Source organism: Nocardia higoensis NBRC 100133 (assembly GCF_000308595.1).
GTDB lineage: Bacteria > Actinomycetota > Actinomycetes > Mycobacteriales > Mycobacteriaceae > Nocardia > Nocardia higoensis.
Genome location: NZ_BAGA01000023.1, coordinates 1 through 24,741, shown reverse-complemented (window position 1 = coordinate 24,741; position 24,741 = coordinate 1). Strand labels below are relative to the sequence as shown.

The 24,741-nt window shown below is 70.4% G+C and carries 23 protein-coding genes and 2 pseudogenes; 14 read left to right on the top strand and 11 right to left on the bottom strand.

Annotated features, from left to right (window positions below):
• The first annotated feature begins 17 nt into the window (after positions 1–17).
• From ON26_RS03225 to ON26_RS03215, 3 genes are all read left to right on the top strand, one after another.
• A complete protein-coding gene (locus ON26_RS03225) occupies positions 18–1,304 on the top strand; it encodes a low temperature requirement protein A (RefSeq protein ID WP_040794446.1) in 1,287 nt (428 codons plus the stop codon).
• 215 nt (positions 1,305–1,519) lie between these two features.
• Positions 1,520–2,773: a metallophosphoesterase gene (locus ON26_RS03220; RefSeq protein WP_218000536.1), complete on the top strand. Its 1,254-nt coding sequence runs from the start codon at positions 1,520–1,522 to the stop codon at positions 2,771–2,773.
• Between the two features lie 165 nt (positions 2,774–2,938).
• Positions 2,939–3,760, top strand: a complete 822-nt coding sequence (locus tag ON26_RS03215; protein WP_040794445.1) for a mycofactocin-coupled SDR family oxidoreductase — start codon at positions 2,939–2,941, stop codon at positions 3,758–3,760.
• On the opposite strand, the gene ON26_RS03210 is transcribed toward ON26_RS03215, so the two are convergent.
• Entirely contained in the window at positions 3,761–4,438 is a 678-nt protein-coding gene (locus tag ON26_RS03210; protein ID WP_040794461.1) for a hemerythrin domain-containing protein, read from the bottom strand.
• Positions 4,439–4,506: 68 nt separating this feature from the next.
• Between ON26_RS03210 and ON26_RS34400 the strand changes: the two are divergent.
• The 10 genes and pseudogenes from ON26_RS34400 to ON26_RS03170 all read left to right on the top strand — a co-directional run.
• Positions 4,507–4,692: pseudogene (locus tag ON26_RS34400) on the top strand (hypothetical protein); the annotation flags it as partial.
• Positions 4,655–4,813 (top strand): hypothetical protein, encoded by a 159-nt coding sequence (locus tag ON26_RS33110; RefSeq protein WP_306307235.1) that lies wholly within the window; start codon positions 4,655–4,657, stop codon positions 4,811–4,813. The pseudogene ON26_RS34400 and the gene ON26_RS33110, both read left to right, overlap by 38 nt.
• 94 nt (positions 4,814–4,907) lie before the next feature.
• Positions 4,908–5,900, top strand: a complete 993-nt coding sequence (locus ON26_RS03205) for an adenylate/guanylate cyclase domain-containing protein (RefSeq protein WP_040794444.1) — start codon at positions 4,908–4,910, stop codon at positions 5,898–5,900.
• 37 nt (positions 5,901–5,937) lie between these two features.
• The gene (locus ON26_RS03200) at positions 5,938–6,708 is read left to right on the top strand and encodes an RluA family pseudouridine synthase (RefSeq protein WP_245545700.1); all 771 of its coding nucleotides are present in this window, start codon (positions 5,938–5,940) and stop codon (positions 6,706–6,708) included.
• A gap of 172 nt (positions 6,709–6,880) precedes the next feature.
• The gene (locus ON26_RS03195) at positions 6,881–7,660 is read left to right on the top strand and encodes a metallophosphoesterase (protein ID WP_040794442.1); all 780 of its coding nucleotides are present in this window, start codon (positions 6,881–6,883) and stop codon (positions 7,658–7,660) included.
• A gap of 63 nt (positions 7,661–7,723) precedes the next feature.
• A complete protein-coding gene (locus ON26_RS03190) occupies positions 7,724–8,389 on the top strand; it encodes a hypothetical protein (RefSeq protein ID WP_040794441.1) in 666 nt (221 codons plus the stop codon).
• Between the two features lie 132 nt (positions 8,390–8,521).
• Positions 8,522–10,045 carry a flavin-containing monooxygenase gene (locus ON26_RS03185; RefSeq protein ID WP_040794440.1) on the top strand — a complete coding sequence of 508 codons (1,524 nt, stop codon included), beginning with the start codon at positions 8,522–8,524 and terminating at the stop codon, positions 10,043–10,045.
• 157 nt (positions 10,046–10,202) lie between these two features.
• Positions 10,203–12,278 (top strand): ABC transporter ATP-binding protein, encoded by a 2,076-nt coding sequence (locus ON26_RS03180; protein ID WP_083883687.1) that lies wholly within the window; start codon positions 10,203–10,205, stop codon positions 12,276–12,278.
• On the top strand, positions 12,275–13,012 hold the full coding sequence (locus ON26_RS03175) for an energy-coupling factor transporter transmembrane component T family protein (RefSeq protein ID WP_040794439.1): 738 nt from the start codon (positions 12,275–12,277) through the stop codon (positions 13,010–13,012). Before ON26_RS03180 ends, ON26_RS03175 begins: the two co-directional genes overlap by 4 nt.
• 518 nt (positions 13,013–13,530) lie before the next feature.
• On the top strand, positions 13,531–14,181 hold the full coding sequence (locus tag ON26_RS03170; protein ID WP_040794438.1) for a DUF8020 domain-containing protein: 651 nt from the start codon (positions 13,531–13,533) through the stop codon (positions 14,179–14,181).
• 79 nt (positions 14,182–14,260) lie between these two features.
• On the opposite strand, the gene ON26_RS03165 is transcribed toward ON26_RS03170, so the two are convergent.
• The 4 genes from ON26_RS03165 to ON26_RS03150 all read right to left on the bottom strand — a co-directional run bounded on the left by ON26_RS03165 (position 14,261) and on the right by ON26_RS03150 (position 18,930).
• Positions 14,261–14,440 (bottom strand): antitoxin, encoded by a 180-nt coding sequence (locus ON26_RS03165; RefSeq protein ID WP_040794437.1) that lies wholly within the window; start codon positions 14,438–14,440, stop codon positions 14,261–14,263.
• Between the two features lie 113 nt (positions 14,441–14,553).
• On the bottom strand, positions 14,554–16,902 hold the full coding sequence (locus tag ON26_RS03160; protein WP_083883689.1) for an ATP-dependent DNA ligase: 2,349 nt from the start codon (positions 16,900–16,902) through the stop codon (positions 14,554–14,556).
• Between the two features lie 102 nt (positions 16,903–17,004).
• A complete protein-coding gene (locus ON26_RS03155; protein ID WP_040794436.1) occupies positions 17,005–18,138 on the bottom strand; it encodes an MBL fold metallo-hydrolase in 1,134 nt (377 codons plus the stop codon).
• Between the two features lie 63 nt (positions 18,139–18,201).
• Entirely contained in the window at positions 18,202–18,930 is a 729-nt protein-coding gene (locus tag ON26_RS03150; RefSeq protein ID WP_040794458.1) for an enoyl-CoA hydratase, read from the bottom strand.
• Between the two features lie 90 nt (positions 18,931–19,020).
• Here ON26_RS03150 and ON26_RS03145 point away from each other — a divergent pair, with 90 nt between their 5' ends.
• Positions 19,021–20,145, top strand: a complete 1,125-nt coding sequence (locus ON26_RS03145; protein WP_040794435.1) for an NAD(P)-binding domain-containing protein — start codon at positions 19,021–19,023, stop codon at positions 20,143–20,145.
• Here the strand turns inward: ON26_RS03145 and ON26_RS03140 are convergent.
• The 6 genes and pseudogenes from ON26_RS03140 to ON26_RS03115 form a co-directional block, all read right to left on the bottom strand.
• On the bottom strand, positions 20,129–20,980 hold the full coding sequence (locus ON26_RS03140) for an aldo/keto reductase (RefSeq protein WP_040794434.1): 852 nt from the start codon (positions 20,978–20,980) through the stop codon (positions 20,129–20,131). The two genes, ON26_RS03145 and ON26_RS03140, sit on opposite strands and share 17 nt — an antisense overlap.
• 66 nt (positions 20,981–21,046) lie before the next feature.
• Entirely contained in the window at positions 21,047–22,627 is a 1,581-nt protein-coding gene (locus ON26_RS03135) for a carboxyl transferase domain-containing protein (protein ID WP_040794433.1), read from the bottom strand.
• A gap of 237 nt (positions 22,628–22,864) precedes the next feature.
• Entirely contained in the window at positions 22,865–23,467 is a 603-nt protein-coding gene (locus tag ON26_RS03130; protein WP_174375360.1) for a GTP-binding protein, read from the bottom strand.
• Complete coding sequence (locus ON26_RS03125; RefSeq protein WP_040794432.1) at positions 23,448–23,822, bottom strand: DUF742 domain-containing protein; 375 nt, start codon at positions 23,820–23,822, stop codon at positions 23,448–23,450. Before ON26_RS03125 ends, ON26_RS03130 begins: the two co-directional genes overlap by 20 nt.
• Positions 23,823–23,829: 7 nt before the next feature.
• Positions 23,830–24,243, bottom strand: coding sequence for a roadblock/LC7 domain-containing protein (locus ON26_RS03120; protein WP_011207200.1), 414 nt, complete (start codon positions 24,241–24,243; stop codon positions 23,830–23,832).
• Positions 24,240–24,741, bottom strand: a pseudogene (locus ON26_RS03115) (sensor histidine kinase); the annotation flags it as partial. The gene ON26_RS03120 and the pseudogene ON26_RS03115, both read right to left, overlap by 4 nt.

Here is a 24,741-nt window from a genome sequence, read left to right as displayed (position 1 = left end):
GGGTCATGCTTACCCGGGTGACGGACACCGAAGAACCGAACGCCCTCGCCCGGGGCATCGCACATCGCATGGTCCCGATGATCGGGCGTGACCCCCAGGAACAGGGCAGGGCGGCCTCGCCACTGGAACTGCTGGTCGATCTGACGTTCGTGGTCGCGGTCGGCACGGCGGCCTCGCAGCTGGCGGAGATGGTGGCGCACGGCCACATCGGCCCGGCGGTTCCGGCGTTCGTGCTGGCGATGTTCGCGATCGTGCTGGCCTGGCTGAGTTTCAGCTGGTTCGCCTCGGCGTTCGACACCGACGACTGGCTCTACCGCGTGCTGACGATGGTGCAGATGTGCGGGGTGGTGGTTTTCGCCCTCGGGTTGCCGCCGATGTTCCATTCGCTCGACGGGGGCGATCGACTGGAACTGCGCCTGATGGTCATCGGCTATGTGGTGATGCGGGTGGCGATGGTGCTGCAGTGGGGCCGGGTGGCGCGCCAGACCAGCGCGTACCAACGGGTCGCCACGGCGAACATCCGGTGGATCACCATCGTCCAGATCGGCTGGGTGCTGGTCGGTTTCGTGCCGATGCCGATTCCCGCCGCGGTGGCCGTCGTGATCGGGCTGGGCACGCTGGAGGTATGTCTGCCAAGGCTCGCCCAGGGCCTCGCCACCGGCACGCCGTGGCACCCGCACCACATGGCCGAGCGGTACGCGCTGTTCGCGATCATCGCTCTCGGTGAGGGAGTGGTCGGCACCGTGGCCTCGTCGTCGGGGCTGCTCGGCGGCGAGAACGGGCTGCAGTGGTCGACCGACACGATCGCGGTCGTCGTGGCGGGCACCGGATTGACCTTCGGCATGTGGTGGGTCTACTTCATGACGCCGTTCGGCGAGATGCTGGCGCTGCGCCGGGACCGCGGGTACCTGTTCGGCTTCGGGCACATTCCGCTGTTCATCGGCATCGCCGCCGCGGGGGCGGGCCTGCACGTCGCCGGCCTCTATCTCGAACACCACTCGGAATTGGACGAAGTGGCTGTCGTGCTCTGCCTGGCCGTACCGGTCGGCCTCTACGTGTCGATGGTGTATCTCCTGCACACGGCGCTGATGGCCGCTGTCGACCCGTTCCATCTGCTGTTGCTCGGGCTGACGCTCGGCGTGCTGGCCCTGGCCGCGGTGTTGTCCGCGCTCGGGGTCGGGATCGCGGTGTGCCTGCTGGTGGTGATGATCGCCCCCTTCGTCGCCGTCGTCGGCTACGAGACCATCGGGCACCGCCGTCAGCGCGACATGCTGGCCCGGCTCCTCGCCGAGGACGATCGGTAGGCTCGCGGCCCGCAGCGGCACCCGGTTCTCGGGCCTGTCCCGACCTCTCGGCGAGGACGCCGCGGGCCCCGCCCCGCACCGATGAAGTGGTGATCCGGCCGGCGCAGGCCGCACCGGAGGCGTGCCGAGGGATGCAGCGGACCGTGTGCACCCGACGGGCGCGCGTAGATTCGCTGGGTCGGGAGTTCGGGCCAGTCCGGAAGGATCTTGTACCGGTGGGCGTAGTGGTGGGTTTGCTGATGGTGGCCGTGATGGTCGCCGTCCTCGTCGGGCTGCACTGGTACGTGTGGCGGCGGCTGGTGCGCGACAGCACGGTGGCGGGGTCGGCGGCCCGGCGCGCCGGGACCGCGGTGGTGGTGACCGGCGGGCTGTTCCTGGTGGGCACGCTGGTTTCGCGGATCGACGCCGTGCCGTTCGGCGTCGTTCGGGTGGTGTCGACGGTCGGCTATCTGTGGGCGGCGGTGCTGATCTATCTGCTGCTCGGGGTGCTGATCGGTGAGGTGCTGCGGCCGCTGCTGGTGCGACTGGCGGCACGGCGCGCAGCGCCCCGGCAGGCGCCGGCGACGACCGCGCCGCAGACGCAGGCGCAAGGGTCGGCAACATCGGGAGCCGGCGAACGAGCGGCGGACGCGCGGACCGTCTCCCGCCGGATGTTCGTCGACCGGGCGCTGGCGGGCGCCACGGCGGTGGCGGCCGTCGCCACTGTCGGCGGCGGCACCTACGGGGTGCTGAAAGGGCCTGCCGTCAACCGGGTGACCGTGCCGATCCGCAGGCTGCCCGCCGAGGCGTCGGGGTTCCGCATCACCCTGGTCAGCGACCTGCACCTCGGTCCCGTACTCGGGCGCGATTTCGCGCGGAAAGTGGTCGACACGGTCAACGGCACCCGGCCGGACCTGATCGCCATCGCCGGCGACCTGGTCGACGGCACCGTCGCCGACCTGCGCGAGCACGTCGCGCCGCTGGCGGACCTGCGCGCCCCGCAGGGCATCTTCTTCTGCCTGGGCAACCACGAGTACTACTCCGGCCCCGACGAATGGATCGAGTACCTGCCGAGCCTGGGCATCCGCGTCCTGTTCAACGAGCGCGCCGAACTCCCCTGGTTCGACATCGCCGGCGTGGACGACCTGGCCGCCGAGGCCTACGACCGTGCCCCCGACTTCGACGCCGCGCTCGGCGGCCGCGACACCTCGAAGCCCTGCGTGCTGCTGGCCCACCAGCCCGCACTGATCCACGACGCCGTCGACCACGGCGTCGACCTGCAATTGTCCGGCCACACCCACGGCGGGCAGATCTTCCCGGGCAATCTGATCGCGGCCCTGGCCAATCCGACCCTCGCCGGGCTCGAACGCTACGGCGACACGCAGCTCTACGTGAGCCGTGGCGCGGGCGCGTGGGGTCCGCCGGTGCGGGTCGCCGCGCCGTCCGATATCGCGGTCATCGAACTCGTCCCCGCCGATCCTCGGGCCTGACAGCTCGGACCAGGCGCACCACGCCACGAAACCCGGCGGAGCAGGACCGGACGGGCCGAGCGTGATCCCTTGCGCCGCAGGGGCACCGGCCGTAGCGTCGATCACCGGTAGTTGTCAGGCGGGCTGAACACGGTGGCGTCTGGCCGGACACGAGGAGGCAGAGCCGTGGGTGGTCGTCTGGACGGCAGGGTCGCGTTCGTCACCGGAGCCGCGCGCGGGCAGGGGCGCGCGCACGCGGTCCGGCTCGCCGGGGAAGGCGCGGACATCATCGCGGTGGATCTGTGCGCGCCGCTGCCGGAGGCGGTGCCCTACGACTCCGCGACGCCCGACGACCTCGCCGAAACCGTCGCGCTGGTGGAGGCCACCGGGCGCAAGATCGTCGCGAAGGCCGCCGACGTGCGCGATATCGACGCGCTGCGGGCGGTCGTGGACGAAGGATTCGCGGCGTTCGGCAGGCTCGATGTGATCGTCGCGAACGCGGGCATCTGCATCCCCGAGCCGTGGGACACGATCACGCCGCAGTCCTTCCGCGACGTGATCGACACCAATGTCACCGGAACCTGGAACACCGTCATGGCGGGCGCGCAGCGGATCATCGAAGGCGGTCGCGGCGGGTCGATCATTCTGATCGGCTCGGCGGCCGGGGTGGGCATGCAGCCGTTCATGGTGCACTACACCGCCAGCAAGCACGCCGTCACCGGTATGGCCCGGGCGTTCGCCGCCGAACTCGGCAAGCATTCGATCCGCGTCAACAGTGTGGCCCCCGGACCGGTGGCGACGCCGATGGGTTCCGGCGACATGGTCGGGGCGCTGGTGCGGGCCGGGCAGACGAACGAACTGCTGGGCAAGATGAACACGCCGATGCTGCCCGACGGCGTCGCCATGCCCGACGACATCGCCGACACGGTGGCCTGGCTGGCCAGTGACGAAGCCCGATTGGTCACCGCCGCAAGCATTTCCGTCGACCTGGGCGCGTCCCAGTACTGATCACCACTGCGGGGCGGTGCCGTAGATCTCGCGGTACTCCTTGCCGTAGGCACGACGGCCCATGAAGCGCCAGGCCAGGCGGGCGGGCAGGGGCATCACCGAGAGGAACTTCTTGCCGTCCGCGGCGGGCGCGCCGTGCAGGATGTAGCCGAGGAAGACGAGCTGGCGCTCCTTGGACATGTGCGCGCGGCCGTTCTCGGCGAGGTGCTCCCACTCCGCGACGGTCATGACCTCTTCGACGACCGGGAGGATACGACGTTCCTCCTCGTCGAGATGTTCGTCGAGGGCGACCGACAGCAGGCGCAGGGTGGCGGCGAAGTGGTCTCGGGCGACGGTGTCGGCGGTCTCGGCGAAGGCCTCGGCTTCGCGGTCGGCGCGCTTCATCAGGCCCGCGATGCGCTCGTGCTGTTCTTCCATGCGCTCGATCAGGGCGGCGTCGCCGGGGGCGCGCTCGAGCAGGATCGGCCACATGAGTTCGTCTTCGCCGGTGTGGTGATGGTGCAGGCCGCTGACCAGCTCCTTCATGAAATCGACCAGGCGCCGGGCGCGAGTGGTGTCGGCGGCGTCGACCTGCGCGACGAGATCGGGCAGGGCCGAGAGATGCCTGCGGAAGGCGTTGTGGACCATGACCATCTCGGCGGTGTCGGGGCGGGCGGTCGGGGCGAGGGCGGTACTCATGGGCTGACTCCTGTGCGTGAAGGGGATGGCCATCAAGGTGCCCGCCGCACCTTGTGAGCGGCTTAACGATTCCTGGCAGCCGCCACTGCGGTGACCTGGCGGAGTACCACCGCTTCGACCGCTACGGGTTCACCCCGCCGGATCACCGGCAGGGCCGCGGAATCGACGAGCGGGTGCCCGAGGTGATCGGGGCCGACGCGTTCCGGGCCGACCTGCTTGCCTCCGGCGGCCGGCATTCCCGCCGCGCTGCCGGGAGAAGTCCTCGACGAGGCGGTGGTCGAGTACGTGCGCTCCGGGCACGACGCGGGCATGAACATTCCCGACGCCGCCGACGAGGAACTGAAGACGCTGCGCGTGGTGGCCGGTGACAGCTGATCGCGCGGGTGTGGCCGCGGCGGGCGAAAAGCGTGCGGGCGCGGGGGAAAAGGAGGCTCTCGCCGGGCGCGACGGCGGGCCGTAAGGTGACGGAATGGCGTCGTCGCATCGCAGTTCCGAGCTGGTCCAGTCGGTGGTGGAATCGTATCTCCTGCAGGGCGAGCGGAAATACGACCGATATCAGGTCGCCGAACTGTCCGGGGTGGCGCCCGCGGTATCGCGCAGATTGTGGACGGCCCTGGGCTTTCCGGCCAATGACGATCACGCGGTCGACTACACCGACGGCGATATCGAGGCGGTGCGCGAGTTCCGGTCGATGAGCGTGGTCGGCGGCGCTGACCTGCGGTCACAGGCCGCGGCCGCGCGCACCATCGGCAGGCAGATGGCGCGGCTGGCCGAATGGCAGGCCGATCTGGTGCTCGCCGAGATCTACTCCCGCATCAACGCCGAGGGCGATTCGCCGGAGGATGTGCGCCGGATCGCCGAGGAGACGATGACCGCGCTCGAGGATCTGCTGTCCTACACCTGGCGCAGGCATCTGGCGGCGGCGTTGAACCGTTCCTTCGACGGCGAGGTGGCCCCGCTCAGCGAGGACTCCACCCGGGAACTGGCCGTCGGATTCGCCGACATGGTCGGTTACACGCGGCTCACCAGGCATCTGCATCCCGACGAACTGTCCACGTTGCTCGAGGCGTTCGAGTCGACCACCACCGCGGCCATCACCGAGAACGGCGGCTGGGTGATCAAGAACGTCGGCGACGAAGTGATGTTCGCCGCCGAGACCGCGCACGCCGCGGCCAACATCGCCCTCGACATCCAGGAGTCGACGATGGTGGTGGGTTCGACCCCGGAGTTGCGGGTCGCGGTGGCCTACGGGCCGGTGTTGCAGCGCTTCGGCGATCTGTACGGGACGGTGGTGAACATCGCGGCCAGGCTGACCGGTGTGGCCAGGCCGGGCACGGTCCTCGTCGACGACGGGGCCGAGCTGCGGCTGCGCGAGGATCCGGCCTTCCACCTGCGGCAATTGCGCAGCGTGCGGCTGCGCGGGTTCAACCGGTTGCGCCCGCATCTGCTGCGCCGGGCCTGACAGACCGCCGCCGGCCCGCCTCCGTAAGGTCGACGGCGTGGATGCCGGAGTGGAAACGGACTGGTCGCGGCTGCGGGAGCGATATCTGCTCGCCGAGGACGACGCGGTGCTCGCGCTGAACAAGCCCGCGGGCATCTCGGTCACCGGGGAACGTCACGACACCGACATCGTGGAATCGGCCGCCGCCGCGGGCGAGACGCTGTATCCGGTGCATCGCATCGACAAGGTGACCTCGGGGTTGGTGCTGCTGGCCAAGGACCTCGGCGCGCACGGCACGCTGACCAGGCAGTTCGCCAAGCGCACGGCGGAGAAGGCCTATCTCGCGGTGGTCGAGGGGGACGCACTGCCGGACCGCGGCGCGATCGACCTGCCGTTGAGCGTCGGGCGCAAGAACCGGGTGCGGATCGCCGCGCCGCGCGAACGCATCCGGTCGGCGGACGGGCGCTGGTTCGTCGAGGAGGCCGACCTGCTGGCCGCCAAGAACTACCCCTCCCGCACCGAGTTCACCACGCTGGCCCGCACCGGCGGCCGCGCCGTGCTGGCCCTGCGTCCGGTGACCGGGCGCAGGCATCAGATCCGGGTGCACCTGGCCTGGATCGGACACGCCATCGTCGGCGATCCGCTGTTCGACAAGTCCGGGCCGCCGCGGGCGCATCTGCACTCGTGGCGACTGCGGCTGGACGCCCCCTGGCGTGAACCGGCCACCCTCGATCTGGTCGCGCCGCCGGGCGCCGATTTCTGGTCCGCGGTCCCGGATCTCGCCGAACCGGCCGCACTGCTCGACCCCCGCGCGCCGATCGGGCCGTGAGGCACCGGCGGCGCTCTTTCCACGAGCGTGCACAACCGCGACACGGCCACGGCCGTGGTGAGGCTCATGCGGACCGGCTGCCCGCGGGTCGTTAGCCTGGACAGGTGCATGTGCTCGCGTGCCAGCCCCGCCGTGACGCGACGCGGCGACTCCGCAGAGAAAGCGACCGCCGATGATCCTGCTGGCTCAGGTCAGCGACACCCATTTCGACCTCGGCGCCCGCAACGCCCAACGGGTCGAGAAGGTGATGGCCTTCCTGGCGGACCTGCCCCGCAGGCCCGACGCGATCCTCCACACCGGCGATGTCACCGAGTCGGGCAGCGCCGCGCAGTACGCCGAGGCGCGCACCGCGCTGAAGTCCGACATCCCGGTCTATTCGATTCCCGGCAATCACGACGAGCGGGCTGCCTTCCGCACCGAATTGCTCGGCGTCGAAGCCTCCACCGAGCCGATCAACCACGTCCATCGCATCGGTGAGCTGACGGTGGTCATGCTGGACACGACGATTCCCGGGGAGCCGGGCGGGCGGATCGACGAGCAGAGCTACGACTGGCTGCGCGCCGTCCTGGCCGACGCTCCCGAGCGCGGGCCGATCGTGCTGGCCATGCATCATCCGCCGGTCCGGCTGCACAGTCCCATCGTCGACGACATCGCGCTCGCCGAACCCGGCCGGCTGGCCGAACTGGTAGCCGCCGACACCAGGATCCGCGCTGTCTTCGCAGGTCACGCACACACCTCCGCGACCGCTGTGTTCGCGGGCCTGCCGCTGCTGGTCGCGCCGAGCACCGCCTCGGTGCTCGGCGGCAGCTGGGAGATCCGGTTGCCCGACCGCGTGATGGACTACTCCCCCGATCCGGCGATCGCCCTGCACGCGTTCGACGAAACCGGTGCGCTGACAACGCATTTCCGCACCGTGCCGATGGCCGGAAGCCTCGGCGTCGCGCCGTCCTGAATCCGGGCGGAGTATTGCCACGCGTGGCCGTTTGACCCGGTCCGGTCCGGGCACCCCGGCCACATGACCCAGCTCTTCCGTCAGTTCTTCGCGGGCGTGGCCCGGCTGCGGCACGCGCGCGTCTTCCATCCGAACGGCCTGCCGCTCTCGGGCAGACTGCACCCCGAGCCCGAGGTCGAAGACCTGTTCGGCGAGGGCGAGCGCGCCGTGCTCGCGCGCATGTCCAAGGGCATCGGCACCCCCTCCGGACTGCCCGACGTGCTGGGGCTGGCGCTGCGGGTGCTCGATCGCGACGACAAACCGTTCGATCTCGCGCTGGCCACCACCGGCGAGGGCCTGCTGAGCCGGTTCCTGGTCACCCCGGCGCGCGGCTGGCGCAGTGCGCGCTACGGCAGCCTGATGCCCTACCGGCTCGGCGCCGACTCCCCGGTCTGGCTGTTCGCCGAGCCGACCGGCGAACAGCCCGCGTCCCCGTCGCTGAACGATCTGGCCGCACATGTGCGCGCGACGCCGCTCGAGTTCACGCTGTTCGCCGCGGGCCTGGCGGGACGACCGCGCAAGATCGCCGAGGTCACCCTGCACCCGGTGGACGCGGGCGACTATCGGACCGACTTCTTCGATCCGGTGATGAACCATCCCGACGATGTGCGCCTGCTGCCCGAGGTGGTCGGCCGGGTGCGCGAGCTGGCCTACTCGGGCAGCCGGGAAGGGCGCGGCGAGCACGCGTGAGCCACGGCTGATCTCCGGATATCCACAGCGCGGTCGTTGTCCACAGGGCAGCGGCCCGGCCCGCTGAAAGGGCATGGGCGGGACCTGCCGCACCTCTACAGTTGAGGCATCGGCCAGGGTGAGGAGAGTCACATGGGTCCAGCTCCTTCGGTGCTCGTCATCGGCGCCGGTTTCGGCGGAATCGGCGTGGCGATCGAATTGCGGCGCCACGGGTTCGACGAGGTCACCATCCTCGAACGCGCGGGCGATCTGGGCGGGGTGTGGCGGGAGAACACCTATCCCGGCGCCGCCTGTGACGTGCCGTCACCGCTGTACTCGTATTCCTTCGAGCCCAAGCCCGACTGGCCACAGCGCTACTCGGGGCAGGCCGCGATCCACGATTACCTGCGCGAAGTCGCGCGCAGGCACGGGCTGCTCGAGCGCATCCGGTTCGGCGCGCAGGTCACCGAGGCGGTATTCGACGAACGGCAGGCCGGCCACGATGGGCAGCCGGGCGCCGACGGGGACGGCCAGGGCCGGGCCGCGCCGGGCGCCGGACGGTGGACGGTGCGGACCACCGACGGGAACACCTACCGCGCCGATGTGCTGATCGCGGCGGTGGGGCAATTGTCCCGGCCCGCCATGCCCGACATCCCCGGCGTGGACAGTTTCCGCGGGGCCTCCTTCCACTCGGCGCTGTGGGATCACGAGGTGGATCTCGCCGGGAAGCGGGTGGCCTGCATCGGCACCGGGGCCAGCGCCGTCCAGTACGTGCCGCGGATCCAGCCGCAGGTCGAGCATCTGACGCTGTTCCAGCGCAGTGCGGCCTGGGTGGTGCCGAAGTTCGACACCGATTACACCCCGATGCAGCACAAGCTGTTCGCGCGCATTCCCGGCGCGCTCTCGGTGGAACGGCTGGGCTGGTGGACGCTGGCCGAGTTCCTGTCGCTGGGACTGGTGGAGGCGCCGTGGATCGCCTCGGTGGTGACGAAGATTGCGACCAGGCACCTGCGCAAACAGGTCTCCGATCCGGTGCTGCGGGACAAGCTCACGCCGGACTATCCGATCGCGTGCAAGCGAGTCCTGTTCTCCGAGGACTACTTTCCCGCGCTCACCCAGCCGAATGTCACCGTGGAGACCGAGCCGATCACCGAGATCACCGAGACCGGAGTGCGCACCGCCGACGGAACGGTGCACGAGGCCGACGTGATCATCTACGGCACCGGGTTCAAGGGCACCGAGTTCCTGTGGCCCATGCGGGTGCGCGGGCGGGACGGGCGCGAGCTCTCCTCGGCCTGGGCGGGCGGCGCGCACGCCTACTACGGCATGGCTGTGCCGGACTTCCCCAACATGTTCATGATCTACGGGCCCAACACCAATCTGGGCGTCGGGTCGATCATCGCCATGATCGAGACGCAGGCGCGCTACATCGGCCAGGCGGTGCGGCTGCTCGCCGAGCGCCCGGGGCATGTGCTCGAGGTGAAGGCCGAGCGGGAGGAGAAGTTCAACCGTGACCTGCAGGATCGGCTGGACCGCACCCCGTGGAATTTCTGCTCGAGCTGGTACCGCGATGCCGCCGGGCGGATCACCAACAACTGGCCGGGCACGGTCACCAGCTACCGCCGCCGGGTCAGGACCCTCGACCCCGACGACTATCTGCTGGCGCCCGCCTCCTGACGAGGAACACCCGGCGCCGGCACGGCAACGCGGCGTCGCGGCACCGCCGGCGGCGTTGCCGGCCCGGCCGCCGCGATCGGCGCGTGCCCTGCGTGCCGGGCCTCGGTGAAGTCCGCCGCGCCGGGTGCCCCGGTGGCCCGGCTGGCACACTTGTCGCGTGAGTGAAACGCCGACCGAGCTCGTCACCGGTCCCGGGCAACGCGGGCCGCTGCGGCCGATCGAACTGGCCGTGGGCGCGGTACTCGGCGGCGTCACCGTCGGCCTGATCACCGTCGGCTCGGTGGTGCCGTTCGCGGCGGCGCTGCAGTTGGTGGCCGCGGTGCCGATGGGCATGCTCGCGCATCGGTACCGGATCCGCGCGCTGGTCACCGCGACGGTCGCGGCGACACTGGTGACCTTCGTGGCGGCCGGCGTGATGCCCGCGCTCGGCGTGGTCAGCACCGCCACCATCGGCGGCATCATCGGCGGGGTCAAGCGGCACGGTCGCGGCCTGCCGACGGCCTGCCTGGCGGCACTGGTGGCCGGGCTGGCGTGGGCGGCGTTCTCGGTCGGGTCGCTGCTGGTGTTCGCCAAGACCAGAGAGCTGCTGTTCGACACTGTGCGCAACACCGCGGGCGGGGTGCGCAAGATCGCCGAGAGCAGGCCGGAACTGGAGTCGCTCGGACGGGCGGTGGACTCGGCCACTGAGGCGGTGCTGCACTGGTGGTGGCTCTATGTCGGCAGTGGTGTGGTGGTCGGCGTGCTGGTCAGCGCGGTGTGCTCGTGGTTCGTGCTTGGTTCGATCCTGGACCGGCTGGCCTGGCTGCCCAGCCGCGACCGGCTCGACGCCCCCGCCGACGAGCGGCCGATCGGTCCGCTGCCGGTGACCTTGCGGGGAGCGGGCTTCCGCTATCCCGGCGCGCACGTCGACGCGCTGTCCGGGATCGATCTGACCGTGGCCGCGGGCGAGTTCGTCGCCGTGGTCGGGCACAACGGCTCGGGCAAGTCCACGCTCACCCGGCTGCTGGCGGGTCTGCCGCCCACCAGCGGCGAGGTGCTGCGGCCCGGGTCGGCGGGGCTCGGGCATCTGGGCGGCACGGCCCTGGTGCTGCAACGGCCGGAGAGCCAGACGCTGGGCGTGCTGGTCGCCGACGACGTGGTGTGGGGGTTGCCCACCGAGCTGGCCGCGCAGGTGGACGTGGACGGGTTGCTGCGCGAAGTGGGCCTGGACGGCATGGGCGGGCGGGAGACCGCGACGCTGTCGGGCGGTCAGCAGCAGCGCCTCGCGGTGGCCGCCGCGCTGGCCCGCAGGCCCGCGCTGCTGATCGCCGACGAGGCGACCTCGATGATCGACCCCCGGGGCCGCCGGGATCTGGTCGCGCTGCTACGCGAACTGCCCGCCCGGCACCGCATGGCGGTGGTGCTGGTGACCCACCACGAGGCCGACGCGGCCGCCGCCGACCGGGTCGTGCACCTGGGCGCGGGCCGGATGGTCGAGCGCCTGCCCGCCTGGCCGCAGCCCGCGCGCGGCGCGCGGCGTACGTCGATGGGCCCGCCGGTGCTGGAACTGCGCGATGTCCGGCACACCTACAACCGGGGCACGCCGTGGGAGGCGCCCGCCCTGCACGGACTCGACCTCACCGTGCGTCAGGGCGAGGCACTGCTGGTGGTCGGGGGCAACGGCTCCGGCAAGTCGACGCTGGCCTGGATCATGGCGGGGCTGGTCACCCCCAGCTCCGGCGAGTGCCTGCTCGGCGGCAAGCCGGTGGCCCGGCAGATCGGCCGGGTGGCGCTGGCCTTCCAGCATTCGCGGCTGCAATTGCAGAAACAGACCGTGGGCGCGGAGATCGGCGACTGGGGTGGGCGGGCCACCGGATCGGGCGCGGTCGGGCGGGCGCTGGACGCCGTGGGGCTGGACCGGGCGCTCGCGGCCCGCTCGATCGAGGAGCTCAGCGGCGGACAGGCCAAGCGGGTGGTGCTGGCGGCCATCGTGGCCAGTCATCCCCAGGTGGTGGTGCTCGACGAGCCGCTGGCCGGGCTGGATCCGGAGGGCCGCGCCGATATCGTCGAGCTGCTGGCACGGCTGCGCGATTCCGGGCTCACCCTGATCGTCATCTCCCACGATGTCGAGGACATGTCCGCGGTGTGCGATCGCACCGTGCATCTGCGCGAGGGCCGGATCGTGGCCGACCCGGCCGCGGCGCGTCCACACCCCGCGCACACGTGGGAATACCAGGACGGGAGTCACCGATGAGCACCATTCTGCTGCGCCGCGTCCCGGTGGACAGCCCGGTGCACCGGCTGTGGGCGGGCACCAAGATGATCGCCGCCTTCCTGCTCAGCCTGCTGCTGATGTTCTGGCCGTCCTGGACGGTGCTGGGCGTGATGACCGTCTTCCTGATCGCGGTCGGTGCGATCGCGCGGCTGCCGCTGGGCACGGTGCCGCGCCTGCCGCTGTGGTTCTGGGCGTTGATCGCGGCGGGCGCGCTGATCAATCTGCCCATGGGCGGGGCGGCGGTGCTGCGCTACGCACAGGTGGTGCTGTTCGGCTTCGTCCTGGTGGCGGCGTCGTTGCTGATCGCGTGGACCACCCCGATGGGTGAGATCGCGCCTGCGCTGGCCAAACTCGGCGCTCCGCTGCGCAAAATCAAAGTGCCGCTGGACGAGTGGGCGGTGGTGGTCGCGCTGACGCTGCGCGGCCTGCCGTTGTTGCTCGAGGAGATCCGGATCCTGCGGGCAGCCCGCAAGCTGCGGCCCAAGGAGCGGCTGCTCGATCGCGCCACCGACAGCCCCGTCATCGACATCCTCACCGCGGCAATGGCGGTGGCTTCACGACGAGCCGTCGAACTGGGCGAGGCGATCACCGCGCGCGGCGGCACCGGCGAGCTGACCGCCCACCCGGCCGCCCCGACCCGTCGCGACGCGCTGGCGCTGGCCCTCGTGGTGCTCGCGGGCGCGGGGGCGGTTGCGGTCGATCTGCTCGTCTGAGCCCGGCGATTCCGGCCCGAGAGCGAGGTCGGAATCGGGGCTCGCCCGGGTGCGACGCCGGCCGATCACAGAGTGGACAAACGACCAGTAGCTGACCGATTGCAGAAACAGACCGTCCAGATTGTGGATGCCCCCAGTTTCGGGCTGGACACCGGTGCCCGTCGCCGATTTCGAGCGAGATTCCCAGCCGAAAATAGCCGCCCCACATAACGCGACGTCGCCGAAGTCGGCACCGCGGCGCGATGTTGCGGCGATCACAGAACGGCGCTCTCACCTATTACGAGCTGGCCTCATTCGGGGCGGCTATCACCCGGGTCCGCTGTCGTGCGAACGAACTACTTTTTTTCGAATGCCCCTGAAACCGGGGTTTCATGTACGAGAATGCATAAGGGTTCAGTAAGGTTACGGTGACGTAGCTGTTCTGTGGATCACATCACGTCCATCCCGGCGTCGAGGGGAGCTTTTCTCGCCGGAATGGACTTCGTAGGGCTCGACCTCATGAAGATTGGATTCCTCGCATGCGCATGCGCAAGCTCTCCGCGGTCCTGGTACCGCTGATCGCCGCCGTCACCGTCGGCGCGAGCACCGCCCACGCCGAGCCGGCAGCGGTACCGGATGTCGGTTACGAGGCGAAGCTCGTCGGCGAGAAGATCGTCACCACTCTCACCAACGGCACCTTCCGGACGGACAACGGCATCGTCGAGGTCAAGGACGCGGCCGACAACACCCTGGTCTCCTTCCCTCTGGCATTCCGGCAGGACGGCTTGGAGTACCCGCTGGGACATCAGGTCAGCGACGAGAACCGGACGCTCGAACTCACTGTCGTGAAGGACGTCTCACAGGCCCGTCCGGTGCCGGTCACCCCGGTCGCCTCGCTGGAGGAGAACCGGCGGGCGATGGACACCTTCGCCACGCAGTTCGGCATCGCCACCGCCATCGGTGGATTCGTCGGGCTGGTCGTCGGTGGTGTCGTCGGCCTGATCGGCCTGGCCGGCGGGGCGCTCGCGCTCGCGACGGTGCCGACCTTCGCCTCGGTCGGCGGCATCATCGGAACGATCATCGTCGGCGGACCGGCCCTGGTCATCGCCGGTATCGACCTCATCCAGACCCTGACGGCCGAGCCCGGCACCACGAAGTGGATGGATCAGACCGGCCGCGCGGCCAACTGACCACCCCCACACGAAAGCGGCGCGCGCCGGGCAGTCCCGGCGCACGCCGCTTTTTCGTCTCCGCCGCAGCGGTACGAGATCAGCCCTGCTGGCGGATCGCGTTCTTCGCGGCGTCCTGAGCCGCGTCCACCTGCCCGGCGAACTTGCCGCCGGTCTTCTCGTCCACCACGTCGCCGGCCTTGTCGATGACCGCGTCGACCTTGTCGGCATTCTGCGCCGCGAGGTCCATCGCCTTACCGGCCAGGTTCTTGAAATCCACCGTGTACTCCTCGTTCTCGATAAAGAATCACCGCGCGCTCACCATACTCAGCACCGCCGACCGGTCGCCAGCTATCAGTGAGCGAATTCTCCTCCGACGCGATGGCCGCGGGCTCAGCGGTCTTCGCCGAGCCAGGCCGGATGCCAGAGTCGCCCGGTCTCGGTCCATTTCATGAACCGCACCCGGCCGGTGATCACCGGATCCACCCACACCGCGTCCTTGCGCTCGGCGGCGGTGAGTTCGGTGGTGAACGGACAGGACGAACGCCGCGAGGACCGCAGCCGCGGACCCAGTTCGCGCATGTCCGCATCGGAGAAGCCGGTGCCGACCCGGCCCGCGTAGATCAGCTTGTCGTCGAACGGGATTCCGACCAGCAGCGAAGCGAAGTCGCGCGCCGCGCTGCGCCGGTACCCGCCGACGACCACCTCGCGCGTGCGCCAGTTGCGGTGCTTGAGCCAGGCCCGGCCGCGCTTGCCCGGCAGGTAGACCGAGTCGTACCGCTTGGCCAGCACGCCCTCCAGCCCGCGCTCCTCGCTGAGCCGCACGGCCTCGGCCCCGTCCTCCGCCAGCGGCGGCGGGACCCGCAGCGACGGAGCTATCGCGGCGAGGGCTTCGAGCACCCGGCGGCGATCGGCGAACCGCTTGCGCACCAACGAGGTTCCGTCCAGATACAGCAGGTCGAAGGCCACGAACTCGGCGCGAGCCGGATCTGCTTGCAGCAGACCGATATCGGGCACGCCGTGTTCGTCGAACACCACCATCTCGCCGTCGAGGACCACCCGGTGGCCGGACAGTTCGGCGGCGGCCGCGGCGAATCGGGGGTATCGGGCGGTCACGTCCGCGCCGGTGCGGCTGCGCAGGACGAGATCTTCGCCGTCGAGGCAGGCCAGGACCCGGAAGCCGTCCCATTTCGTCTCGAAGCACCAGTGCGCGGGGTCGAGTTCGGCCACCTCGCCCGGAGTGGCCAGCATGGGCGCGAGATCACGCGGGAACGGTGCGGCGACCCGCCCGGCAGCGCTGTCGGAGCCGTGGCCCCGCGCATCCGCAGGCCGTTGCGCCCCGGGCGCCACGCCCGCTGCCGGGGCCTCGGGCGGTTTCACCGCCGGGGGTTGATCCCGCATCAGATGCATCAACCACTGGTCGGCCCGGGTGCGGATGAGGGCGAAGCGGCCGGTGAGGATGTTGCCGTGGAAGCGGACGATCACCTCGTCGTCACGCCACTTCTCGGTCTCGTAGGTGCCGGTGTCCCAGATGGTCATCTCGCCGCCGCCGTATTCACCTGTCGGAATGGTGCCGTGGAAGGTGAGATATTCCAGCGGGTGATCCTCGGTGCGCACGGCCAGGCGGTTCTGCGACGGGGAGGTGGGCGGGCCCTTGGGCACCGCCCAGGAGGCGAGGACGCCGTCGCGTTCCAGGCGCACATCCCAGTGCAGACGGCGGGCGTGGTGCTCCTGGACGACGAAACGGTCGCCGGAGCCCGGGGCAGGCGGATCGGCCGGAACGGGTTCGGGGGTGCGGGCGGGGTCGCGCATGGAGCGGTACTTCGCCAGCGCGTCGTCGTCGTGCCGGGCGGCGGAGACGGTGAGCGGCGGATCGAGCTCGGCGAGCAGATCGCCGTCGTCGCGCCAGCGCGCCAGCACCTCGTCGAAACGCAGGTGGCGCAGGGTCGCGGTGTCCCCGATCTCGGCCCAGGTGCGCGGGGCGGCCACATCGGGATGGGCGCGGCCACGCAGCGAGTACGGCGAGATGGTGGTCTTGGCGGGGTTGTTCTGACTCCAGTCCAGCAGCACCTTGCCCTTGCGCACCGCCTTGGCCATGGTGGCGGTGACCAGATCGGGACGCAGTTTCTCCAACTCGGTGGCCAGCTGTCTGGCGACGGTGGACGCGCCGCCGGAGCCGATCTCCCGATCCAGCGGGACGTAGAGGTGAATTCCTTTGCTGCCGCTGGTGACCGGGTACGCGCGCAGGCCCGCGCCCTCGATGATCTCCTTCACCGCGAGCGCCACCTCGGCGCATTCCGGCAGGCCGGCGCCGGGACCGGGATCGAGGTCGAACACGATCCGGGTGGCGGGTCCCGGCCGATGCCCGGCGATACGCCATTGCGGCACATGGATTTCGAGCGCGGCCTGCTGGCCGAGCCAGGCCATGCCCGCCTCGGACTCGAGCAGCGGATAGGTGACCCGGCGGTCGCTGTGCTCGATCACCCGGCGGGCCAGCCAGGCCGGCGCGTGCTCCGGCAGGTTCTTCTCGAAGAAGGAGGGCTCGTCCACGCCGTTGGGCCAGCGCTTCCTGGTGACCGGGCGCCCGGCCAGATGCGGCAGGATCGCCGGGGCGATGGCCGTGTAGTACGCGATGACTTCGCCCTTGGTGGTTCCGGTTTCCGGGTAGAGCACCTTGTCGAGGTTGCTCAGCGCCACCTCGATCGCGGCTCCGCCCGGACCGCCGTCGAACTTCGCGCGCACCACCGGCGCGGCCTCAGCCAGGCCCGGGCCGGACCGGTGGGCGATCGTCGGGAGAACTCATCGCCTGCGTTCCTTCCAGTCGACGTGCCGGGGAACTACCGATCAGCCCACATTCTCCCACCAGGGATCGGTTCGGGCCGGATCCGCCGGGCTCACCCGCTCGCCCGGTTTGGGCACCGCGATCGCGGCGCCCGCCGCATCCGCCGCGGCGACCAACCGGCGCACCGGCTCGGACCAGCCGTGCATGGCCAGATTGAAGGTGGCCCAGTGGATCGGGACGAGCAGCCCGTGACCGGCGTCGCCGAGGCAGAGATCGCCGTGGGCGCGGACGGCTTCTTCGGGATTCATGTGGATGTCGGGCCACTGATCACCGTAGGCGCCGATGGGCAGCAGGGTCAGATCGAACGGCCCGAGCGCGGTGCCCGCTTCGGCGAAGGCCTTGGTGTAGCCGGTGTCGCCCCCGAAATACACCCGCTTGGTCGGCCCGGCGATCGACCACGAGGCCCACAGCGTGGTGTTGCGGACCAGCCCGCGACCGGAGAAGTGCCTGGCCTCCGAGCAGGTGAGGGTGAGGTCGGCGCCGTCGCGCTCACGACCGAGCGCGGACAGCGAGATCGAAGCGCCCCAGGCCAATTCGACGATGCGATGTTCGGGCACGCCCCAGTGCCGCAGGTGCGCGCCGATGCCGAGCGGCACCACGAACGGCGTGGACTGCCGTTCGACCAGGGTCATGATCGTCGCCTTGTCGAGGTGGTCGTAGTGGTCGTGGGAGATGACGACCACGTCCACCTCGGGCAGTTCGTCCAGCGGCTGCGGCACCGGATGCAGCCGAGCCGGACCGACCAGCGCCGACGGCGAGACCCGATCGCTCCACACCGGATCGGTGAGCACCAGGAACCCGTCGACCTCGACCAGCGCCGAGGCGTGGCCGTACCAGGTGACTGCCAGGTCGGCCGGCGTGCTCGGCGGCTGGGGGCGCACGACCGGAACCGGCTTGGCCGGGTGGCCTTCCTTGCGCTTGCTCCACGCCGTGAGCAGCAGTGCCGCAATCGACCCCGTCTCCAGCTGCACGCTGGGTTCGGTGTTGTGGAACCGGTCGCCACGGTAGTTCGCCGTGCCGCCCGCGTAGGGCTTGATCGCCGAGACCGAGGCGCCGAGCGCCGAAGGAATGTCCCACGCGGCGCGGGCCGCCCACGCCGCCGCGGCCGCACCGGCTGCCAGCAGAAGAGGTTTCATTTCTCCATCATCCTCCTGTGCTCGGCCCGGGCCGGGCATCGCGGCCGCTACCGGGTCGTGGTGTCACCGCCCGGTGAACCTGGCCCGTCGCTTCTCCGCGCGGGCCAGCCGGGCTTCCTTGGCGTCCTCGCTCGCCCAGGCCGCCGCCAGCGCCTCGCGCTGGACCGCGGAGTCCGGGTCGCGGGTGCCGTCGTCGTTGAGCACCAGCTTCATGTGCCGCAGCGAGAGCGGGGCCAGTTCGGCGATCGACCGGGCCCACGCCTGAGCGTCGGCGAGGGTGCCGAGGCGGTTGGCGAAACCGAAGTTGTAGCAGTCGCGCGCCGACACCTGGTCGAGGCCGAGCAGGATGCCGCGGGCCGGGCCGCCGCCGATCAGCGACACCAGCCGGTGCATGGTCCAGCGGTCCACCGACACACCGATTCTGGCGGCGGGGATGCCGATGTAGGAGTCCGGCTCCATCACCCGTAGGTCCGAGGCCAGCGTGAGCTGCACGCCGCCACCGATCGCGGCGCCGTTGACCGCCGAGATCACCGGCACCGGGGCGGATTCGATGGTGTGCAGCATGTCCATCAGCAGTTCGAGGAACTGGTCGGAATACACCCCGTTCAGGTCCGCGCCCGCGCTGAAGATCGGGCCGCGCCCGGTGAGCACGATCGCCCTGGCCCCGTCGGCGACGGCGGCGAGGACGGCCTCGCGCAGCGCCGTGACCAGTTCGACGTTGAGCGCGTTGCGACGCTCTTCGCGCTGCATCTCGATGGTGACGACATCACCGTCGCGGCTGACTCCGAGCATGTTTCCTCCCCGCACCGGCTGCTTGCTGTGGATGCCCCAACTCTGCCACAGCGCCGCCACGGCCCCGGACAGGCGTTACCATCGGCCGTTGTGCCGGACGATTTCGACATTCTGGTGATCGGCGCCGGACAGGCGGGATTGTCGGCCGCCTACCATCTGCGCAGGCTCGGCCTGGTCCCCGAGCGGGACTTCCTCGTGCTCGACCACGCCGAAGGTCCCGGCGGCGCGTGGCAGCACCGCTGGCCCTCGCTGACCCTGAGCACGGTGAACCGGGTGCACGACCTGCCCGGCATGAGCTTCCAGGAGACCCTGCCGCCCGGCTCGGAGCAGGCCCAGGCGTCCACGGCCGTGCCGCATTACTACGAGCTCTACGAGAAGCGCTTCGACCTGCGGGTACACCGGCCGGTCTCGGTGCGGGTGGTCTGCGATCGCACCGGCGACGGACAGCGCTGCGACGGACGCGGCGAGGTGCTGCACGCCGAGACCGACACCGCGGGCACGCTGCGGGTGCGCGGGCTGATCAATTGCACCGGCACCTGGGAACGCCCGTTCGTCCCGCGCTATCGCGGCCAGGAGGAATTCGGCGGCAGGCAGCTGCACACCCGCGACTATCACGACGCCGCCGAGTTCGCGGGCGAGCACGTGATCGTGGTGGGCGGCGGGATCTCGGCGGTGCAGCTGCTCGACGAGATCTCCCGGGTCACCTCGACGACCTGGGTGACCAGGACCGAACCGGTCTTCCGGGACGAGCCGTTCGGACCAGAGGACGGGCGCGCGGCCGTCGCCCGGGTGGAGGACCGGGTGCGGCGCGGGCTGCCGCCCGGCTCGGTGGTGTCGGTGACCGGGCTGCCGTGGACCGACGCACTGCGCGCGGCGAGGGCGCGCGGGGCGCTGGCACGCAGGCCGATGTTCGACCACATCGAACCGGGCGGGGTGCGCTGGGCCGACGGCAGTTTCCAGGCCGCCGACGTGATCTTGTGGGCCACCGGGTTCCGCAGTTCGCTCGATCACCTCGCGCCGCTGCGGCTGCGCGGGCCCGGCGGCGGCATCACCATGACCGGGCGGCTGGCCACCCGGGTCGCCGCGGACCCGCGCATCCACCTGATCGGCTACGGGCCCTCGTCGAGCACCATCGGCGCGAACCGGGCCGGGCGGGCGGCCGCGGTCGAGCTGACCGCCGAACTCGGGCTGTCCGGGCTCAGAGACCGGCGCTGAAGGTCTCCGGGTCGCCACCGATCCGGTGGCCGCGGTCCAGGGCGTCGATGGCCGACATCTGCTCCTCGTCGAGCTCGAAACCGAAGACGTCGAAGTTGGATTCGATGCGCGAGGGTGTCACCGATTTCGGGATGACGATGGTGCCGGACTGCAGATGCCAGCGGATGATCACCTGCGCCGGGGTGCGGTGCAGCCGCTCGGCGATCGCGACGATCGCCGGGTGGTCGAGCATGGTGCCCTGCCCGAGCGGCGCCCACGCCTGCGTCGCGATCGCGTTGTCGGCGTGGAACTCTCGCAATTCGCGCTGGGCCAGCGCCGGATGCAGCTCGATCTGGTTGACCGCCGGGACGGTCCCGGTCTCGGCGATCAGCGTGCGCAGATTGTCGACGGTGAAGTTGGAGACGCCGATGGAACCGACCCGGCCCTGGCGCTGGAGCTCCTGGAAGGCGCGGAAGGTGTCGACGAAGCGACCCGCCTTCGCCACCGGCCAGTGGATCAGATACAGGTCCACGTAGTCGAGGCCGAGTCTGGCCAGGCTCGCGTCGAAGGCCTTCAGCGTCGAGTCGTAGCCCTGCTCGGAGTTCCACAGCTTGGTGGTCACGTGGACTTCGTCGCGGGGTAGACCGAACGCGCTGATCGCGCGGCCAACGCCCTCCTCGTTGCCGTAGATGGCGGCGGTGTCGATGCCCCGGTACCCCGCTTTCAGGGCCGCGGAGACCACGTCGACGGTGGTCTCGGGCGGAACTTGGAACACCCCGAAGCCGAGCTGAGGGATCACGTTGCCGTCGTTGAGCACGATCGACGGCACGGCGGAGGTATCGCTGCGGAAGGTCACCTTCCGACCGTAGAAGTGTGCGGGCGAGCCGTCAACGAAGGTTGCGGGTGTGTTCGCCCGGCCCCTTCAGCCCACCAGACCGGGCACACCCAGCCGGCGATACCGCAGGTGGCGGCGGTCCCGCAGCTCGTCGGCCGGTATATCGCGCAGACCGGCCAGCTCGTTCGCGACGGCCGCGACGACGCGCCGGGCGAACTCGACCGGCTCGTCCGCCGCGTCCGGGAATTCCGGCACGATGCGGTCGACCACCCCGTCGGCGTGCAGTTCGGCGGCGCCGATGCGCTGGGCGGTGGCCAGTTCGGAGGCGTGGTCGACATCGCGGTACACGATCGCGCTCGCGCCTTCCGGCGGCAGCGGCGCCAGCCAGGCGTGGGTGGCGGCCAGCACGCGGTCGGCGGGCAGCAGGGCGAGCGCGCCGCCGCCCGTGCCCTGGCCGAGCAGGATCGAGACGGTAGGGGTGTCCAGAGTGACCAGGTCCGAGATGCACCGTGCGATCTCCGGGGCCAGGCCGCGCTCCTCGGCTTCCTTGGACAGGGCGGCGCCCACGGTGTCGATCACCAGCACCAGCGGCAGCCGCAGTTCATGGGCCAGCGCCATGCCGCGACGGGCCTCGCGCAGCGCCGCCGGCCCCATGTGCTCGCCGTCCCTGCCGGCGCGGTCGTGGCCGAACACCACGCACGGCTGTCCGCGGAACCTGGCCATCGCCAGCAGGGTGGTGCGGTCGGCCTCGCCCTGGCCGGTGCCGCTGAGCGGGACACGCTGGGTGGCGTGGCGCAGCAGCTCGCGTACGCCGGGCCGGTCGGGGCGGCGGGAGATCAGGACCGAACGCCAGGTCGGCGAACAGGTGTCGTCCCCGTGCGCCGTGCCGTTCAGCGGAGTGCTCCCGCCGCCGTTCTCGCGCGCCCGCGGTCCGCCCGGCGCGGGCACGGATCCATTCGTGCCCCGGTCGGGCAGGGCGTTCCCCTGGTCGGGCAGGACGACTCCGCTGCACACGCTGAGCGCGCGGTGGGCGATGCGGCGGAAGACCGGGACCGGCAGCACGCCGTCGATCACGCCGTGGCGGTACAGGTTCTCCGCGGTCTGCACGCCCTCGGGGAAATCCCGGCCGTAGAGCGCCTGGTAGACGCGTGGGCCGAGGAAGCCGACCATCGCGCCCGGCTCGGCGAAGGTCATGTGGCCCAGCGAACCCCAGGAGGCGAAGACGCCACCCATCGTGGGGTTGCGGAGGTAGACCAGATAGGGATGGCCCGCCGCCTTGTGCGCGGTGACGGCGCCCGCGATCTTGATCATCTGCACGAAGGCGACCGTGCCCTCCTGCATGCGGGTGCCGCCGGAGGTCGGCGAGGCGACCAGGGGCAGGCCGAGTTCGGTCGCGCGCTCGACGGCCAGCACGATCCGCTCGGCCGCGGCCACCCCGATCGAACCCGCGAGAAAGCCGAACTCGCAGGCGATCACGGCCACCCGCCTGCCGCGCAACAGTCCCTCGCCGGTCAGCACGGACTCGTCGGTGCCCGCGGCCTCACGCGCCGCGCGCAGCTCATCGCGATAGCGCTCGGAAGCGTTCACCGTCACCGGTGGGCGATCCCAGCTGACGAACGACTCCGCGTCGAGCAACTGCCCGAGTAGTTCCCGCGCCGATATCCGCATCGCGCGAGCGTATCGCGCCCGGCACATCGAGCCGACCGGCTGTGGGCAGCACAACATCGCGGCACGGCCTCTCGGCGTGCCGCGATGTCCTGTCCCCGCGCGGGTGCGACGACCCCCGGACCGCCTGCGGACGGACTCGGTACTGCTACCCCACAGCACCTCCGGTTCCGCGGCGAACGAACTCCACGACACCTCGGGCATCCGCAGTGCGTGCCGGCACCGCGGCTGCACGGCGGCTCAGTAGCCCTGCATCACCTTGCGCAGCGCATACTCGGTCAGCGCCACCAGCGCCTGCTTGGCAGGCTCGCGCCGACGCGCGTCGATGGACAGGATCGGCACGTCGGCGGAGACCGCCAGCGCCTGCCGGATGTCCTCGATCGGGTACCGCGGCGCGTCGTCGAACTCGTTGAGCGCCACCAGGAACGGTAGGTTGCGCGCCTCGAAGTAGTCGACGGCCGCGAAGCTGTCCTCGAGCCTGCGGGTGTCGACCAGAACCACCGCGCCGATGGCGCCACGGATCAGGTCGTCCCACATGAACCAGAAGCGGTACTGACCCGGCGTGCCGAACAAGTACAGCACCAGGTCGTCGGCCAGGCTGATCCGGCCGAAGTCCATCGCCACCGTGGTGGTCGACTTCATCGGAATGCCGGTCAGGTTGTCGATACCCGCACTGGCGTTGGTGACCAGTGCTTCGGTGCGCAGCGGAACGATCTCCGAGACAGCACCGACCAACGTGGTCTTACCGACACCGAAGCCGCCGGCGACGACGATCTTGGCCGAGGTCGGCTTGCTGGTGCGGGTATCGACCTGCGCCGTCGAATCAAATACGCCGGAGTCCACTGAGAACCCTTTCGATCAACTCGCGACGTTCATCGTCGCTGGAATCCTCTTTCAATGTCGCCGAAACGCGCACGTGCCCGGCATCGATCAAGTCCGCTACGAGTACCCGCGCAACTCCGATCGGAATCCCGAGCCGCGCCGCCACTTCGGCGACGGACGGCGATTCTCTGCACAACTCCACGATCGACGTCTCGATGTTGGTCAGCTCGAACTGCCGCTCCAAAGCGACCGGCTGTGAGGCGACGAGCGCCTCGAGCGCCAACTCGACCTTGGGCCGGGTACGGCCCGCGGTCAGCGAGTACGGCCGGACGAGGCTCGGCTCGGCGCTCTCCACGTGGTGATCTTCTATGTCCATCCCACCATCAGGAACCCATCGTGACACGCGGCGTGGCCTGTACTGTCTGGCCCACCCGTTCGACCAGCAGCGCCATCTCGTAGCCGACCTGTCCGATATCGCAGGACGTGTTGGTCAGCACCGCGAGGTAGGAGCCGTCGCCCACTGCCATCAGCAGCAGGTAGCCGTGCTCCATCTCCACGACGGACTGCAACACCGTGCCGCCTTCGAACAGGTTGGACACACCTACCGAGAGGCTGGCCAGGCCGGCGGTCACCGCCGAGAGTTGTTCGGCGCGATCGACGGGCAGCTGGGCGCTCGCGGCCATCAGCAGGCCGTCAGCCGAGACCAGGACGGCATGAGCTACGCCAGGAACCTCGTTGGCGAAGTTCGAAACCAGCCAATCCAGCTGACGGTTCGTACCACCTAGATCGGGGTTCATCGGTCTCCTTTATCTCCGGTTAGGTTCATTGCTCTCATTGCGCGGCCATCCCGGACGCCCTTCTGGTGACGACTCAAGCTGGACCTGATCGACTCCGGATCACGCCTTGGCGCGCGATCCGCGGCGCCAGTTACGGCACCGGGGACTAGCCTCCCGCCCGGATCGCGTTGCGGCAAGCCCGCAGCGGTCTTTTTCTCGGCTCGGGCCTCACTCGCCTGTTGCGCGGCACGCCAGCCCTCGTCGGCGGGCGAGTCGAACGCCTGGACCACCTCGGAGCGGTCCGGGTTCGGATCGGCCAGCCACGCCGACATCATCTCGGCGAAGATCGGGCTGTCCATCGAGGTACCCGGCTCGGCAGCGGGCTGCAGCCGGGTCTGGAAGAACGAAGCCGTCTTGGCCGGATTGGACTTGTAGCTGTGCTTGCCGGGGTCGCGGGCGGGCGCACCGGCGTCCGCGCCTTCCTGGCCGGGCGCGCGCTGCGGCAGACCGACACCGGGG